The 15,445-nt window shown below is 73.4% G+C and carries 13 protein-coding genes; 9 read left to right on the plus strand and 4 right to left on the minus strand.

Annotated elements, in window-relative coordinates:
• Window positions 1-40 precede the first annotated feature (40 nt).
• The 4 genes from NIE79_RS23380 to NIE79_RS23395 all read left to right on the plus strand — a co-directional run bounded on the left by NIE79_RS23380 (window position 41) and on the right by NIE79_RS23395 (window position 6,255).
• Window positions 41-3,502, plus strand: a complete 3,462-nt coding sequence (locus NIE79_RS23380) for an SCO7613 C-terminal domain-containing membrane protein (protein WP_238680597.1) — start codon at window positions 41-43, stop codon at window positions 3,500-3,502.
• A gap of 136 nt (window positions 3,503-3,638) precedes the next feature.
• Window positions 3,639-4,688, plus strand: coding sequence for a fatty acid desaturase family protein (locus NIE79_RS23385; protein WP_238680598.1), 1,050 nt, complete (start codon window positions 3,639-3,641; stop codon window positions 4,686-4,688).
• A 122-nt stretch (window positions 4,689-4,810) separates the two neighbouring features.
• Window positions 4,811-5,104, plus strand: coding sequence for a 4a-hydroxytetrahydrobiopterin dehydratase (locus tag NIE79_RS23390; RefSeq protein WP_238680599.1), 294 nt, complete (start codon window positions 4,811-4,813; stop codon window positions 5,102-5,104).
• Window positions 5,101-6,255, plus strand: coding sequence for an FHA domain-containing protein (locus tag NIE79_RS23395; RefSeq protein ID WP_238680600.1), 1,155 nt, complete (start codon window positions 5,101-5,103; stop codon window positions 6,253-6,255). Before NIE79_RS23390 ends, NIE79_RS23395 begins: the two co-directional genes overlap by 4 nt.
• Before the next feature lie 53 nt (window positions 6,256-6,308).
• Here NIE79_RS23395 and rocD read toward each other — a convergent pair whose 3' ends face one another.
• From rocD to NIE79_RS23410, 3 genes are all read right to left on the minus strand, one after another.
• A complete protein-coding gene (gene rocD / locus NIE79_RS23400; RefSeq protein ID WP_238680640.1) occupies window positions 6,309-7,523 on the minus strand; it encodes an ornithine--oxo-acid transaminase in 1,215 nt (404 codons plus the stop codon).
• Window positions 7,523-8,338, minus strand: a complete 816-nt coding sequence (ddaH, locus tag NIE79_RS23405) for a dimethylargininase (RefSeq protein WP_181518433.1) — start codon at window positions 8,336-8,338, stop codon at window positions 7,523-7,525. The genes rocD and ddaH overlap by 1 nt, the downstream gene beginning before the upstream one ends.
• 329 nt (window positions 8,339-8,667) lie before the next feature.
• Window positions 8,668-9,558 carry a sulfite exporter TauE/SafE family protein gene (locus NIE79_RS23410; RefSeq protein WP_238680601.1) on the minus strand — a complete coding sequence of 297 codons (891 nt, stop codon included), beginning with the start codon at window positions 9,556-9,558 and terminating at the stop codon, window positions 8,668-8,670.
• A gap of 301 nt (window positions 9,559-9,859) precedes the next feature.
• Here NIE79_RS23410 and NIE79_RS23415 point away from each other — a divergent pair, with 301 nt between their 5' ends.
• On the plus strand, window positions 9,860-10,669 hold the full coding sequence (locus NIE79_RS23415) for an Fpg/Nei family DNA glycosylase (protein ID WP_238680602.1): 810 nt from the start codon (window positions 9,860-9,862) through the stop codon (window positions 10,667-10,669).
• On the opposite strand, the gene NIE79_RS23420 is transcribed toward NIE79_RS23415, so the two are convergent.
• Window positions 10,666-11,553, minus strand: coding sequence for an aminoglycoside phosphotransferase family protein (locus tag NIE79_RS23420; RefSeq protein ID WP_238680603.1), 888 nt, complete (start codon window positions 11,551-11,553; stop codon window positions 10,666-10,668). The two genes, NIE79_RS23415 and NIE79_RS23420, sit on opposite strands and share 4 nt — an antisense overlap.
• Before the next feature lie 98 nt (window positions 11,554-11,651).
• Here NIE79_RS23420 and NIE79_RS23425 point away from each other — a divergent pair, with 98 nt between their 5' ends.
• From NIE79_RS23425 to NIE79_RS23440, 4 genes are all read left to right on the plus strand, one after another.
• Complete coding sequence (locus NIE79_RS23425) at window positions 11,652-12,503, plus strand: LLM class flavin-dependent oxidoreductase (protein WP_238680604.1); 852 nt, start codon at window positions 11,652-11,654, stop codon at window positions 12,501-12,503.
• Window positions 12,500-12,925, plus strand: a complete 426-nt coding sequence (locus NIE79_RS23430) for a nucleoside deaminase (RefSeq protein WP_238680605.1) — start codon at window positions 12,500-12,502, stop codon at window positions 12,923-12,925. Before NIE79_RS23425 ends, NIE79_RS23430 begins: the two co-directional genes overlap by 4 nt.
• Window positions 12,926-13,160: 235 nt before the next feature.
• Window positions 13,161-14,426, plus strand: coding sequence for an AGE family epimerase/isomerase (locus tag NIE79_RS23435; protein WP_308193214.1), 1,266 nt, complete (start codon window positions 13,161-13,163; stop codon window positions 14,424-14,426).
• A complete protein-coding gene (locus NIE79_RS23440; RefSeq protein ID WP_238680606.1) occupies window positions 14,423-15,376 on the plus strand; it encodes a carbohydrate kinase family protein in 954 nt (317 codons plus the stop codon). Before NIE79_RS23435 ends, NIE79_RS23440 begins: the two co-directional genes overlap by 4 nt.
• Window positions 15,377-15,445: the final 69 nt, after the last annotated feature.

A 15,445-nucleotide genomic window follows, 5' to 3' on the forward strand; every position in this document is an offset into this window, starting at 1 on the left:
ACTCTGGGTCGCACCCCGTTCGGTTGTCGATGATGACCGGGTGGACGACACCCGTTACCCCTGCCCCGCCTGCGGTGCACCGGCCGATCTGAGCGCCGGTTGCTCCGGCTGCCGACGCGCGCCCGACCCGATCGCCGCTGAGGTGGTTCGGCTGAGCCGGGAGGTCGCCGAGCTTGAGCCGCAGGTGGAGCGGGCGCGCCGCGCGTACACCGAGTTGGCGGGACGCCTGTCGACAGTGTCCGGGCGGCGGGCCGAACTGGCGGCGGTCGTCCGCGCCGGGATGGCGGCCTCGGTCGTGGCGCGTCCGGCGCCTCTCGTCGGCCCGGCGCCGTCGATCGGCCCGGGTCCCGGTGTCGCGACGGATCCGCGACCGGGTGCGGCGGAGACCTCTACCCGGACGGTCCAGGGTCTGCTCTTCGTCCTCGGTGGACTTCTGCTGGGGACCGCGGCTGTGGTGTTCACAGCGGTCGCCTGGGCGGCGGTGGGGGTCGCCGGGCGGGCGTTGATCCTGGCCGTGTTCACCGCGCTCACGCTGGGCGTGCCGCTGCTGGCGGTCCGCCGAGGGCTGCGCGGTACGGCGGAGACGTTCGCCGCGGTGGGGTTGCTGCTGGTGGTGCTGGACGGTTACGCGGCCTGGTCGGTGGACCTGGCCGGTGTGACCGGCTGGTCGGGCAGCAGGTACGCCGCGCTGGTCGGGGGGGCCAGCGCGGCGGTCGCCGTGGCGTACGGCCGGTGGAGCGGGTTGACGGGGCCCTGGTTCGCCGCCCTGGTGGCCGCCCAGCCGGTGTTGCCGCTGCTCGCCGCCGAGGCCGGGTTGGGTGCGGCGGGCTGGGCGTTGGTACTGCTCGGGGTGGCGTCGCTGAACCTGGCCGTGCTGGCCGCGCTGCGGGGCCGGGAGGGGGCGGCGCAGCTCGTCGGCCGGGTGTTGGCCGGTGCCGGTCACGTCGCCGCGCTGGTTGGCGCCTCGGCGTGCGCGGTGGTGCCGCTGGTCAGTGGGCGGGCGGGGGGCTCGCCACTGCTGGCCGGGGTGCCGCTGCTGCTGGTCGCGCTGACCGGGTTCGGCGCGGCCTGGCTCGTCGGGGGGCGGGCGCTGCGGGCGGTGGCGGCCGGGCTGCTGGTGCCGGTGCTCGCCGCCGCCCTGCTGCGTCCGGTGGCGGAGCTGCGGCCGTCCCTGCTGCTGCTGGCGGCGGCGACTGTGGCGCTGGGGATGGCCGCAGCCGTGCGGCTCCTGCCGGCGGCGGCCGGGGCGGCGCTGGACGGTGGCGGCGGTTGGCGGGCCGGTCCGCGGGCGGGTGCGCTGTTCGTCGCGGCGGGCACGGCGCAGGTCACCGTGTTGATCACCATCGGGCTGGCGGTCGCCGCCGTCGGCCGGTCGCTGCCGCCCTGGGGCGGGGCTGGGACGGGGCCGGACCTGCGCTGGGGTTGGCAGCTGGCACCTGCTGTGGCGCTGGCGATCGGCGCGACTGTGCTGCTGCTCCCTCGGCACACGCGGAGGGTGCTCGCCACGGCCGGCGCGGTGGCGGTGCTGTTCGCCGTGCCCGCCGGTTGGACGGCCTCCTGGCCTCAGGTGGTGGCCATCGACCTGGTCGGCGGGGTCGCGTTGCTGCTCGCCGTGCTGGCCCGCCCGAGCACCCCGCCGGTCGCCCTGCGCACCAGTGCGCTCGGCGGCGCCGTGCTGCTCGGGCACGGGCTGCTGGTGGCCCTGGCCACCCCGATCGGTGCCCTGGTGGCGCTCGGCGTGCTCGCCGTGGTCGGGCTGGCTCTCGCCGTCCGACGGGGGGCCGGCCCGTACCGGGGGGTGGCCGGCGCGGGTCTGCTGGTCGGGCAGCTCGCGCTGCCCGGGATCGCGGCGGTGGCGATGTTCGCCGCGGGCGGGCCGCCCTGGTGGCAGGCCCGGCTCGCGCTGGCCGCCGCCGGGCTGTCGCTGGTCGCGGCGCTCGCGGCCCGCCGCCACCGGGTGGAGCTGATCGGGTACGCGGTGACCGGCGCCGTCGCGGCGGTGGCCGTGCCCGGCCTCGCGCCGCTGGTCGGGGCGGGTGACGAGCCGCTCGCGCTGTACGCGGCGCTGGCCGCGCTGGGTGTCTGCTGGCTGCCGTCGGCGAGCGCCGCCGGTCAGGCGGCCCTCGGGGACCGGCCGACGACCGATGACCGCGAGTCGGCCCGGTCGGCGCTGGTGCTGGCGGCCGGCGGAACGCTGGCGGTGGTCGCCGTCCTGGCGGCCCTGCCAACGGTGCTGACCGCGCTCGTGTCGCCCTACGGCGTCCGGGGCCGGGTGTGGTCGGGGGTCCCCACTGTCGTCGCCGACCCGACGGTGCTCCCGATCGGGTTCGCGCTGGTCGTACTGGCGGCGGCCGGGGCGCTGGCCGGTCGGCGGTTCGGCCTGCCGGTGCCGCCCGCGCTGCCGTTCGCCGCGGCGGCGCTGCCGGTGCTGCTCATCGCGGTCGGCGCGCCGTGGCCGATGCTGCCGGCCGCCGTCCTGCTCGCCGGCCTGGGCGCGCTGCTGTTCATCGCGCTGGCCGCGGCCCGCCCGGCGCTCGCACCGGTCGCCCTGCCGGTCGGCGTGGTGCTGGTGGCCTCCGGGGTGCTCGGTCTGCTGGCCACCCGGGCCGGGACGCTGGCGGCCGAGGGGGCGCTGCTGGTGGCGGCGGTCGCGGTCACCGTCGGAGCGCGCAACCTCGCGGTACGGGTCGCCGGTTGTCTCGCCGCCGTGGGTGCGGCGTCCGCGTTGGCGGTGACCGCCCCGCTCGCCGGTGGGCTGCCGTTGCGGGCTGCCGCGTACCCACTACTGGCGGTGGCCGCGTTGGTGCTGGCCGCCGCGGCGGTCACCCCGGCGCGGGCCCGGCTGGGACGGGTGCTGGACGCCACAGCGCAGGCTGTCGCGCTGGTGGCGGCGGTGCTCACCGTCGAGGTGGCACGACACCTCGCCACAGTCTGCGTGCTCTGGGGTGTCGCCGTGGCGCTGCGGCTGCTGCGCCGGGGCGAACCGGCCGGTCGACGGTGGGCGTTCGCAGGGATCGCCGCCGGCAGCGAGTTGCTCGGGGCCTGGGTGCTGCTGGCCGCCGGTGGGGTGACAGTGCTGGAGGCGTACACCCTGCCGGCTGCGGCGCTCGCCATCGGCGCGGGTCTGCTGGCGCTGCGTACCCGAGCGGGGTTGACCAGCTGGCCGGCCCTCGGCCCTGGGCTGGTCGCGGCGTTGCTGCCCAGCCTCGTGTCGGTGCTGGCCGGGGCGGACCCACAGCCGTGGCGGCGGCTGCTCCTCGGCGCGGCGGCGACCGGCGCGGTGCTGGCCGGCGCGACCCGCCGCTGGCAGGCGCCGGTGCTGCTGGGGGGCGGGGTGCTGACGCTGTTGGCGCTGCACGAGCTGGCCCGAGGGTGGGACCTGCTGCCCCGTTGGATCTACCTGGGGGTCGGCGGGCTGGCGCTGGTCGGGCTCGCCGCCACCTATGAGCGGCGTCGACGTGACCTGGCTCGACTGCGCGCCGCGGTGGGCCGACTCGGCTGAGTCGAGCCCGTAGGGGTAGGGCCTGCCCTACCCCCCATTCGGGGGTTGTCGGGGTTACTCACCGCTACCGCGATCGGGAGACTTGACATTAAGCCCGAACCACCCTGGTACGGGCGCAAGCGGAACGGGAGCAGCGATGGCGCTCGGAGCGGTGGCGGAACCGCCGGTACGACGGCGAGGTAGTGACTACGCACAGCTGTCCCGACGGATCAGCCAGGCGGGCCTGCTGGAGCGGCGCCCGGGCTGGTATGTCACCCGCATCGTGTTCACCCTTGGTGCCTTCGTGGCCGGCTGGGTGGCCGTTGTCCTGCTCGGCGACTCCTGGTGGCAGCTTCCGCTCGCGGCCCTGATGGCGGTGGCCACCACCCAGGTCGCGTTCCTCGGTCACGACGCCGGGCACCGCCAGATGTTCCGTCGGCGTGGCCCCAGCGAGGTGGTGGGGCTGCTCGCCGGCAACGTGGCGGTGGGGATCAGCTACGGCTGGTGGGTCGACAAGCACAACCGGCACCACGCCAACCCGAACCACGAGGACGAGGACCCGGACGTCGGCGCGGGGGCCCTGGTGTGGACGCCCGAGCAGGCGTTGGAGACCCGTGGGTTCGGCCGTTGGATGGCTCAGCGGCAGGCGTACTTCTTCTTCCCGATGCTGCTGCTTGAGGGTCTGAGCCTGCACGTGGCGAGCATCCGGGCGATCGTCGGCCGGGAGGACGGCAAGTACGCCGTCCCGATGCGGCACCGGGCGGTCGAGGCAGCGTTGCTCGTCGCGCACACCGCCGCCTACGTGGCGCTGCTGTTGGCGGTCATGTCCCCGGTCAAGGCGCTGCTCTTCGCCGTCGTGCACCAGGCGCTGTGGGGCCTCTACATGGGCTGCGCGTTCGCGCCGAACCACAAGGGCATGCCGATGCCGACCGCCGAGGACGAGCTGGACTTCCTGCGCAAGCAGGTGCTGACCTCCCGCAACGTGCGCGGCAGTCGACTGGTGGACGCCACGCTCGGCGGTCTCAACTACCAGATCGAGCATCACCTCTTCCCGAACATGCCCCGCGCCAACCTGCGCCGGGCCCAGCCGATCGTGCGCGCCTACTGCGTCGAGCAGGGCATCCCGTACGCCGAGACCGGGCTGGTCGAGTCGTACCGGCAGGCGCTCGGTCACCTGCACGAGGTGGGGCGGCCGCTGCGCGGCTGACGCGATACCGATCGGCGGGGTGGCATCTGATGATGCCGCCCCGCCGTCGCGTTTCTGGCAGTCCGCCGCCACCGCCGGTGGCGCGTCCGGCTCCCTGCATGCGCCACCGGTAAGGTCTGGTCATGGCAGACCTGCTCACCGCGGACGCGGTGCGAGAAGAGCTGAGCCGGTTGCCCGACTGGTCGGGCGACCCGACCGGCATCGGTCGTACCGCCCAGCTCGGCAGTTTCCCGGCGGCCATCGCTGTGGTGGACCGGGTGGCGACGGTGGCCGAGGAGCTCGACCACCATCCCGACATCGACATCCGATGGCGGACCCTGACCTTCCGCTGTGTCACGCACTCGGCCGGTGGGGTCACTCACCGGGACATCGAGTTGGCCGGGCGGATCGACGACATCGTCCGGAGCGCGGCATGAGATTTGAGATCAGCAAGGTGTTGGACGCCATCGAAGGTCGCGTCTGCACCGACCCGTCACTGGCCCGAGCCGTGATCGACCTGGCCGAGGTGATCCGCTACCAGGACATCGACGGTGGCCGGCCGGCCAGCCTGCTGCGCCTCGGCATGGTCATCGACGCGCTCTCCCGCGAGTTGGAGGAGGACAGCGTCCAGGTCTACGCGGTCGTGCACCGGGCGTTGCTCTCCGACGCCGACCTCACCTCCAACGAGCGGATGGTCGTCCGCCGCTGGGCCGACGACGGGCTCGTCGAGGTGCTCGACAACCCGGGTGACCGGATGTTGGAGGTCGCCGACCTGCTCGGTCTGCCGGTGCTCAGCCGGGTCCGCTTCGACGGGTTGCGCGGTCGGTTCCCCTGGCTCGTCGAGCAGCCCGGTCGGGTGGTCGCGCCGGTGCCGGGCGCCGGCGGGCCGGTGTTCATCGCGCACGTCGGTGGTGGGCACTCGCCGGTGGCCGGCAAACGGTCGCCGACCGGCGTCAAGCTGCTGGCCCGCCAGTGGCGCTGCCCGGAGTCGGGCTGCGCGTTGTTCGGCGGTGCTGGTGGGGGTGGCGCGTTCGCCGACCTGGCCGGGGGTGCCGACCGCAGCCCCGCCGCACAGCCGCCTCCCGCGCTGCGCAACGGCGTGCCGACCTGCCCCCGACACGGCGTACGGCTCGGTGACGGCGGCCCGCGTCCGCGTACCGAGGTGCTCGCGGTGCGCGTCGGCGGCCTGGTCCGGCGGCGGTTCGTGCTCAGCGAGGAGCAGCCGATCGTGGCCGGTCGGGCTCCCGAGCAGGACGGCGGGATCATGCTCGGGCAGTGGCTCAACGACGAGGCACGGCGGTGGATCAGCCGTGGTCACGTCCGCTTCGAGCTGCGGGTCGGCGAGGTCATCGTGACCGACGTCAGCACCAACGGCTCCGGCATCCGCCCGGCCGGTTCGATGACTGAGTCCGACCGGATCCCGCTGGCCCCTCAGCAGTCCCGGGTGCTGGGCGAGAACGACATGGTGGAGCTGTACCCGGGGGTGCAGATCGGTCGGGCCGAGGAGTTGCCCACCGGCGCACCGTTCACGCCCACCTCGGTGATGGCCGAGGCCCCGACGATGGCCATGCGCCTACCCCGTCCCTGACGCGAAAGGCGGGCGCCGGAATCCCGACGCCCGCCTTTCACCACGTTCCTGGGTCAGCCGGCCAGCACCTCGGCCAGCTGGGTCACCGCCAGGTCGATCTCCTCCTCGGTGATCACCAGCGGTGGGGCGAGCCGGATGGTGGAGCCGTGGGTGTCCTTGGCGAGCACTCCACGCTCGGCCAGCCGCTCGCACGCCTCCCGACCGCTCATCAGCGCCGGGTCGATGTCCAGACCGGCCCACAGGCCACGGACGCGTACCCCGACGAGACCCTTGCCGACCAGCCCTTCCAGGCCGGCCCGCAGCCGCTCACCCAGCTCGGCCGAGCGGCGCTGGAACTCGCCGGTCGCCAGCAGCCGGACCACCTCGATGGCCACCGCGCAGGCGAGCGGGTTGCCGCCGAACGTGGAGCCGTGCTGGCCGGGCTTGAGCACGCCGAGCACGTCGGCATTCGCGGCCACCGCGGAGACCGGCACGATGCCGCCGCCGAGCGCCTTGCCGAGCAGGTACATGTCGGGCACGACGCCCTCGTGGTCACAGGCGAAGGTCGCGCCGGTACGCCCCAGACCCGACTGGATCTCGTCGGCGATGAACAGCACGTCGCGTTCGGTGCAGACCTGGCGTACGCCTGGCAGGTAGCCCTCCGGCGGCACCACCACACCCTGCTCACCCTGGATCGGCTCCAGCAGCACGGCCACTGTGTTCTCGTCGATCGCGGCGGTCAGCGCGTCCAGGTCGCCGTACGGCACGACAGTGAACCCCGGCGTGTACGGCCCGAAGTCGGCGCGGGCGTCCTCGTCGGTGGAGAAGCTCACGATGGTGGTGGTACGCCCGTGGAAGTTGCCCTCGGCGACCACGATGTTGGCCTGCCCGGCGGCCACGCCCTTGACCTGGTAGCCCCACTTGCGGGCCACCTTGATCCCGGTCTCCACCGCCTCGGCGCCGGTGTTCATCGGCAGGACGAGGTCCTTGCCGCACAGCTCGGCCAGCTCCCGGCAGAAGTCGGCGAACTGGTCGTGGATGAACGCCCGGCTGGTCAGCGTCAGCCGGTCCAGTTGGGTGTGCGCTGCGGCGATCAGCTGCGGGTGCCGGTGACCGAAGTTCAGCGCGGAGTAGCCGGCCAGGCAGTCCAGGTAGCGGCGGCCGTCCACATCGGTGAGCCAGGCGCCCTCGGCGGACGAGATCACCACAGGCAGCGGGTGGTAGTTGTGCGCAGTCCAGCGCTCGGCGTCCCGGACCGCTCCCGGCGTACGCAGCTTGTCATCCACGATCACTTGCTTGCCTTTCCCTGACGGAGTCGCAGCGTGCAGCACTTCGGTCCGCCGCCGGCCTTACGTAGCTCGGACAGGTCGACCCCGATGGTCTCGTAGCCCCGGTCGCGCAGCTTGGCGGCCAGGTCGGTTGCCTGCGCGGGCAGCACCACGTGCCGCCCGTCGCTGACCGCGTTCAGCCCCAGCACCTCGGCGTCGGCCATCGTGGCGTGCACCGCGTCGGGGAAGAGCCGGCGCAGCACGGCCTGGCTGCCGGGGGAGAACGCCTCCGGCAGGTACGCCACGGTCCGCTCGTCGAGCACTGTCAACGCGGTGTCCAGGTGGTAGAAGCGCGGGTCGACAAGCTGCATGGTGATCACCGGGTAGCCGAAGACCTCCTGCAACTGGGCGTGCGCGGCGTGCGCCGTGCGGAAGCCGGTACCGGCCAGCAGGTGGTCACCGGCCAGCAGGACGTCGCCCTCACCCTCGTTGACGTGCTTCGGGTCGTACATCTCGAAGCCGGCGGCCTCGAACCAGGCCCGGTACGCCGGCGCCTCGTCGGCGCGCTGCGGGTCCCGGAACTGCACTGCCATCGCCTTGCCGTCGATCACGGTGCCGCCGTTGGCGGCGAAGACCATGTCGGGCAGGCCGGGCACCGGAGTGATCTCCTCGACGGTGTGGCCCAGGTCAAGGTACGTCTGGCGCAGCTGCTCCCACTGCCGGACGGCCAGCGCGGCGTCGACCGGCGCGCTCGGGTCCATCCAGGGGTTGATCGCGTAATCGACGGCGAAGTACGTCGGCCGGCACATCAACAGGCGCTGGCTGGTGGCGTCCATCGTCATTGTCCTGCTCCCAGGGGTCGGGCGCGCCCGGCCACCGTGGCCCACGGGCTGGCGCCGTTGCTCAACGGTATGCGGCGTCAGCGGCAGGATCCACCACCGAGAGTTGCGCAGACCGAAGATTCGTTGCGTCTGGGCGCTCTCGGACTGCGAATCGTTGCGTTGGAGGCTGCCTGGTCGGCATTCGGCCCCGGACACACTTCAGGGGCGGCGAACCGCCGCCCCTGAAAGGGTGTCGCCCGGCCGGTGAACCACCGGACTGATCGGGCTGCCGGCGAACCGCCGGCTGTTCGCCGGTGCATCACCGGCGAGCGGAACAGTGCCCGCTAGAAACGATCCACAAACTGTGAGTCAAGCCACTCCCGGAAGCGCGACACCCAGTCGCCGTCGGTGGTCGGCCAGTCGAACTGGCCGGTCATCGCGAGCACCCCGATCACGACCGCGGCCAGCCCGATCAGCACGCCGAAGAGCGCGTCGGTCTTGCCGGCGACGTGCCGACGGCGGGTGGCCATCAGGCCGAGCACCGCCAGCACCGCACCGAAGGCACCGAGCCCGATGCCGTACCCGGCCAGGGTCCCGGTCAGCACGAACATCGCGGCGACGACCGACACGATCAGGCCGAGGGTGGCGAGCAGGCTGGCCCGCGGCTTCGGGCCACGCGTCACCGGCGGCTCGGGCGTGTTCACACCCGGGGTCGGGTCGACCGGGCGGTCGGTGGTGTCCGGCTCACGGGTGGTGCTGTCCAGGTCGGCGTCCCGCTCGGCGGTGCGCGCCACGGTCGGGGCGACGACTGGCCGGGACTCGGTCTCCACCTTGTGGGCGGTGCCGGTGGGGGGCTCCGGCGTGACCGGGCGGGTCGTGCCGTTCAGGGGCTCGGGCGCGACCGGGCGGTCCGTGCCGTTCACGGGCTCGGGCGCGACCGGGCGAGCGGTGCCCCGGGGCTCGGTCTCCGCCGGTCGCGCGGTGGCGGCTCGGGCCACCGCCGCCCGCTCGTTGGCTCGCCGCTCGGCCTCGCTGGTCTGGCCGCCGGTCGCGCCTGCGCTGCGGTACGTCGTCTGGTCGGCGTCCCGGTCGGTGACCACCGGGCGGCCGGCGCTGTCGTCGGACTGACCGGTCTCGGTGACCGGGGTGTCGCGGCCGTCCACGCGGCCGTCGAGGTTCTCGTCCCGCGTCGGTGCCGGCTCGGACCGGCGGGACAGCGAAGGAATCCTGACCACTACACACCTCCTGATGAATGCGTGGTGGCCGACGGAAAGGGTGGCACCCACGCGGTGTCGCCCCTCAGATACCCACCTGGGCGTTTCCTGACACCAATCCTGGGTACGGCCGCCGAGACCTGCCTGACCGGCGCTGGTCCCGGTTGGGCCCGGCCTTGATCGACTCGCCTTCCTTGAAGTCGGGGTGTCCCGCCTACGTGGACGCCCCGGTTTCCTTGAACCCGAGTCGATCAAGGCGGCGGCGGGGCCGAGTCGATCGGCGCGCGGGCCGGTCGGGCGGGGCTGGCTATCCTTGGCACCTGTGCCAGAGGGACACACGATCCATCGCCTGGCGGCCCGGCACGCCGAGCTGTTCGCCGGGGACAAGCTGCACGCCGCGAGCCCACAGGGCCGCTTCGCCGAGGGTGCCGCCCGGCTCACCGGGACGGTGCTGGACGGCACCGAGGCGTACGGCAAGCACCTGCTGCATCACTACGCCGGCGAGCTGACCCTGCACGTACACCTCGGGTTGTACGGCAAGTTCACCGACGGGGCGGGGGAGCCGCCGGAGCCGGTCGGGCAGGTGCGGCTGCGACTGGCCAGCGACCGGCACTGGCTCGACCTGCGCGGGCCCACGGCCTGTGAGCTGCTCACCCCACCCGAGGTGGCCGCGCTGCGGGACCGCCTCGGGCCGGATCCGCTGCGCGCCGACGCCGACCCGGAGCGGGCGTACGCCCGGATCGCCCGCAGCCCCACACCTCTCGCCGCGCTGCTGCTGGACCAGTCGGTGGTGGCCGGCACCGGCTTGATCTTCGTGACCGAGGCGCTGTTCCGGGCGGGGCTGCCGCCCACGATGCCCGGCCGACAGGTGACCAGACCCGGCTGGGACGCGCTCTGGGCCGACCTGGTCGGGCTGATGCGGCTCGCGGTCGGGCAGGGCCGGATCGACACGGTCCGCGACACGCACCTGCCGGAGGCGATGGGCCGGCCGGCGCGGGTGGACCGGCACGGTGGCGAGGTGTACGTCTACCGCCGCCCGGGAGCGCCCTGCCACGTCTGCGGCACCGACATCAGCCGAGGCGAGCTGGCCGGCCGCAACCTGTACTGGTGCCCCACCTGCCAGGCCGGCTAACCTGCCCGGGTGTCGAGCAGCCAGCGGACCACCTCGATCTTCTCGGGGAAGATCAGGTCGTCGGCGACGCTCCAGGCCAGCGTGTGCCCGATCGTCCAACCCCGGACACGTTCCCGGTCCAACCCCAGTTCGGTGCTGAGCCGGTCCAGCCGGTGCCGGACCGCGGTCGGTGAGTGGCCCAACTCCGGGCCGCGCACCATCGGCACGACCGAGAACTCCCGTTCCCCGGTCAGCGGCTTGGGGTCGATGGCCAACCACGGCCCTCGGTCCTCGGCGAGCGCGTCGGCGGCGAGGATGTTGCCGGCGTGCAGGTCCTGATTGACAAGCACCTGCTCACCCTGGCGAGACGCCAGGCCGGTGAGCAGGTCGAGCGCGGCATCGAGCAGCCGCCGCTCGTACGGTCGGCCGGCCCGTTCCCAGGCCCGGGGCATCCGGTCGATCCAACCCGCCGCCTCCTGCGCCAGCGGGGTGAACGGCGCGCCGGCTGGTCGCCAGAGCCGGGGGAGTAGCCCGATCACCGCGTCCAGCGCCCGGTCCGCCGGAAGGTCGTGCAGGGGAGTGCCGGGCTGGCAGCGTTCGAGCAGCAGGGCGCGCCGCCCGGGGTCGTGGGCGAGCAGACGGATCGCCGCGTCGCCGTTCCAGCGGGCCAAGGCGTCGGCCTCGTGCCGGCTTTCCTCGTCGGGATACTGGAGCTTCAGCACCGCCGCCGTGCCGTCGGGCAGGTCGGCGGGGAGCGCCAGTGAGGCGTACGCCTGCCGGAAGGGCGGACCGACCCGCAGCGACCACCGCTCGGCGCACTCGGTCAGCCACGTCGGAAGTGCGGCCAGCCAGGCGCGGCCGACGGGTGTTCCGCGTACCCAGTCAAGTCCCTCGGGCAGATCCATCTGGCCCTCCTGAGCCGTGCGGCGATTCGTGCCGGCTGCCAGGTGATCCAGCCGGCCACGGCGTTCACACGCCGGTCCACAGTGGCTAGCGTGGACAGGTGCAGATTGGCGTGAACGTACCGAACTTCGCCCCGGGCACCGACCCCGACGTCCTGCGTCGGTGGGCGCAGACGGTGGAGGGTCTCGGCTTCGACCTGTTGATGGTCTCCGATCACATCGCGGTGACCCCGGACGTGGCCGAGCAGTATCCGGCGCCGTTCTACGAGCCGTTCACCACGCTGTCCTGGCTGGCCGGTGTGACCAGCCGGGTCCGGCTGGGCACCACTGTGCTCATCGTGCCGTACCGACACCCGCTGCTCACGGCCCGGATGGCGGCGAACCTCAACCGGCTCAGCGGCGGCCGGCTCGTCCTCGGTGTCGGCGTCGGCTGGGCCCGGCAGGAGTTCGAGGCGCTCGGCGTGCCGTTCCGGCAGCGCGGCGCGCTGACCGACGAGTACCTGCGCACCATGCGTGCGGCCTGGCGGGACACCGAGGACTACGACACGGATGCGATCCCGATCTGGGTCGGTGGCAACAGCGAAGCCGGCATGCGCCGCGCGGTACTGCTCGGTGACGCCTGGCACCCGCTGCGCGTCACGCCGGGACGGCTGGCCGAGGCGGTCGGACGGTTGACTGCCATCGCCGACGAGCTGGGTCGTCCGGCGCCCGCGTTGGTGCCGCGGATCGCGCTCCAGGAGACCCGGGAACCGATCGCCGACCCGGACCGACTCGCCGGTGTCGGCACCATCGATCAGATCGTCGCCGACCTCGACCAGCTTCGTGTGCTCGGCGCGGAGACGGTGGTGCTGGACCCGTTCAACGGCGACCTGACCGAGATCCGCCAGCCCGAACGCGCCTGGCGGACCCTTGCCGCAGTGGCCGCACATCACGCAACCCAGGAGGACCGATGACCCCCGACGACGAGAAGTTTCTCCGCCACGCAGTGGACATCGCCAGGCGAGCGGGGGCTTCCGGCGAACGGCCGTTCGGCTCGTTGCTGGTCGACGCGGCCGGCGTCGTCCTGATCGAGGACCACAACACAGTGGTCTCCGACGCGGACATCAGCGCCCATCCGGAGTTGAAGCTGGCCCGCTGGGCGGCTCGGGAACTCTCCCCAGAGGTGGCCGCCGGCACCACGATGTTCACCAGTTGCCAGCCCTGCGCGATGTGCGCGACGGCGATCGACAGGTCCGGCCTCGGGCGGGTGGTGTACGCGCTGTCCACCGAGCAGTTCGAGGAGGTCAAGCCGGCCACTCCGCCGCTGCCTCCGGTCCGCTACGAGGGGCCGGCTCTGTTCGACGAGGCACGCCGGCCGATCGACGACTACTACTGATCGGCGCTGTCCCGGGGCGGTGTGACGCAGCCGGAATTGACAGTCGACCGGCTGCCAGAGCAGGGTTGAGTGGTGACAACGATGTCAACGGGCAAATGGGAGCAAAAGCTCCCGGCGCGCGTCGACCCTGGCCAGTCGATTCGTGGCGTACCGTTGGCGGTTTTGCGGCGCGGACCCGGTCCGTCCGCCGATCCTGGCCGTATGTCCCTTTCCTACCCGACGGTGACCAGCTGAAATGACCGACGTGCCCCGATCCGACGCCGCAACGACCCCCACTCCGGCGGGGTCGCCAGACCTGCCCGATCTGGACGACTTCCTCGTCGATCAGACCCGGACGCTGCTCGACACCGCCCGCCGCTCGGTCCGGCCCGAGGGCGGCTTCTGGTGGCTCACCGACGACCGCACCCCGGACCGCGGCGAACCGATCCACACCTGGATCACCTGCCGGATGACCCACGTGGCCGCCCTCGCCCACCGCAACGGCGACCCGGACGCCGCCGCCCTGGTCGACCACGGGATCGCCGCGCTCAGCACGCTCCTGCGCGACGACCGGTACGGCGGCTGGTTCGGCGCGGTGGACCAGCAGGGAGTGCCCGTCAACGACCGCAAGGCCGGCTACGACCACGCGTTCGTCCTGCTCGCCGCCTCCAGCGCCGCACGCGCCGGCCGGCCCGGCGCGGACCGGTTGCTCGCCGACGTGCTGGCGGTCGTGCGGGACCGGTTCTGGGACGACGAGGTTGGCGCGGTCCGCGAATCGTGGAACCGGGACTGGACGGTCACCGAGGACTACCGGGGCGCCAACAGCAGCATGCACATGGTCGAGGCGTACCTCGCCGCTGCCGCCGCCACCGGCGACGCGAGCTGGGCCGACCGGGCCCTGCGGATCGCCACCCACCTCGTGCACGGTGAGGCGGCCCGGCACGACTGGCGACTGCCCGAGCACTTCACCACCGACTGGACGCCCCTGCCCGACTACAACCGGGACCAGCCCGCCGACCCGTTCCGGCCGTACGGCTCCACGATCGGGCACTGGCTGGAGTGGGCCCGGCTGCTGCTGGAGTTGGAGGCGGTGCTGCCGCAGCCACCCCGCTGGCTGCTCGCCGACGCCCGCGCCCTGTTCGCCGCCGCCGTGCGTCGCGGCTGGGCTGTCGACGGCGCCGACGGCTTCGTCTACACGATCGACTGGGACGACCGCCCGGTGGTGCGCTCCCGGATGCACTGGGTTCTCGCCGAGGCCATCGGCGCGGCGATCACACTGCACCGCCGCACCGGGGACGCGGTCTACCTCGACTGGTACCGGGTCTTCTGGGCGTACGCCCGTCGCAGCCTCATCGACCAGACCGGATGGCGGCACGAGTTGGACGCGCAGAACCTGCCCGCCGACACGGTCTGGCACGGCCGACCGGACGTCTACCACGCCTACCAGGCGGTACTGCTGTCCCGCGCGGCCGACGGGCTCGGCGGCCCCGGCCCGCTCGCACCGGGGGAGGTGACCGCGTGATCGTCGTCGCGGGTGAGGCACTGATCGACCTGGTCGTCACCGCCGAGGGGCAGCGGGCCGTCCCGGGTGGCTCCCCGGCCAACGTCGCTGTCACAGTGGCCCGGCTCGACCAGCCGGTACGGCTGCTGGCCCGGCTCGCCGGCGACGAGTACGGTCGGCAACTCGTCGAGCATCTGAGCGCCAACCGGGTGGGCCTGGAGTGGGCGGTACGCGCCGAGGAGCCCACGTCGGTGGCGGTGGCCACACTGAACACCGCCGGGCAGGCCAGCTACGAGTTCCGGCTGGCCGGCGCGGCCGACTGGCAGTGGACGCCGCAGGAGTTGCCCGAGCTGGCCGGGTCACCGGTGATCGCGCTGCACACCGGGTCCCTCGCGCTCGCGCTGGCACCCGGCGCGGACGCGCTGGAGGGCCTGCTCGCCCGGGAACGCCGGCGCGACGGGCTCACCGTCTCCATCGACCTCAACCTGCGGCCGAGCATCGTCACCGACCGGGCGGCGGAGCAGGAGCGGGTACGCCGACAGATACCCCTCGCGCACCTGGTCAAGGCCAGCGACGAGGACCTGGCCTGGCTCTACCCGGACCGTTCGGTGGCCGACGTGATGACCGAATGGCGTACGGCCGGCGTGTCCTGTGCCGTGGTGACCCGGGGCGGGGACGGCGCCTGGCTGCTCGCGCCGGACGGCTCGTTGCACGAGGAGCCAGCGGTCCGCACCACAGTGGTCGACACCGTCGGTGCCGGCGACTCGTTCACCGGTGGGCTGTTGGCCGCGCTGGCCGACCTCGACGCGCTCGGTGACCGGCCGGCCGACCGGCTCGCCGCGGTGACCCCGCAGCAGTGGGCGGAGGTGCTCCGGCAGGCCGCCACTGTGGCCGCGCTGACCTGCGGCCGCCGAGGCGCCGACCCGCCGACCCGCGCCGAGGTGGACAAACTCCTGAACCCCGCAAGCTAACCCCGCCCGCCCGCCCGCCCCTGCCCCGCCCCTGCCCCCCGCGATCTTGCACTTTCTGTCCCGACAAAT

The organism is Micromonospora trifolii (assembly GCF_022229005.1).
In the GTDB taxonomy this organism is placed as follows: Bacteria; Actinomycetota; Actinomycetes; order Mycobacteriales; family Micromonosporaceae; genus Micromonospora; species Micromonospora trifolii.

Coding starts and splice junctions, on each gene's coding strand:
- NIE79_RS23385 (WP_238680598.1), top strand. CDS start 3,639: ATGGCGCTCGGAGCGGTGGCGGAACCGCCGGTACGACGGCGAGGTAGT.
- NIE79_RS23390 (WP_238680599.1), top strand. CDS start 4,811: ATGGCAGACCTGCTCACCGCGGACGCGGTGCGAGAAGAGCTGAGCCGG.
- NIE79_RS23395 (WP_238680600.1), top strand. CDS start 5,101: ATGAGATTTGAGATCAGCAAGGTGTTGGACGCCATCGAAGGTCGCGTC.
- ddaH (WP_181518433.1), bottom strand. CDS start 8,338: ATGGACGCCACCAGCCAGCGCCTGTTGATGTGCCGGCCGACGTACTTC.
- NIE79_RS23420 (WP_238680603.1), bottom strand. CDS start 11,553: ATGGATCTGCCCGAGGGACTTGACTGGGTACGCGGAACACCCGTCGGC.
- NIE79_RS23430 (WP_238680605.1), top strand. CDS start 12,500: ATGACCCCCGACGACGAGAAGTTTCTCCGCCACGCAGTGGACATCGCC.
- NIE79_RS23435 (WP_308193214.1), top strand. CDS start 13,161: ATGACCGACGTGCCCCGATCCGACGCCGCAACGACCCCCACTCCGGCG.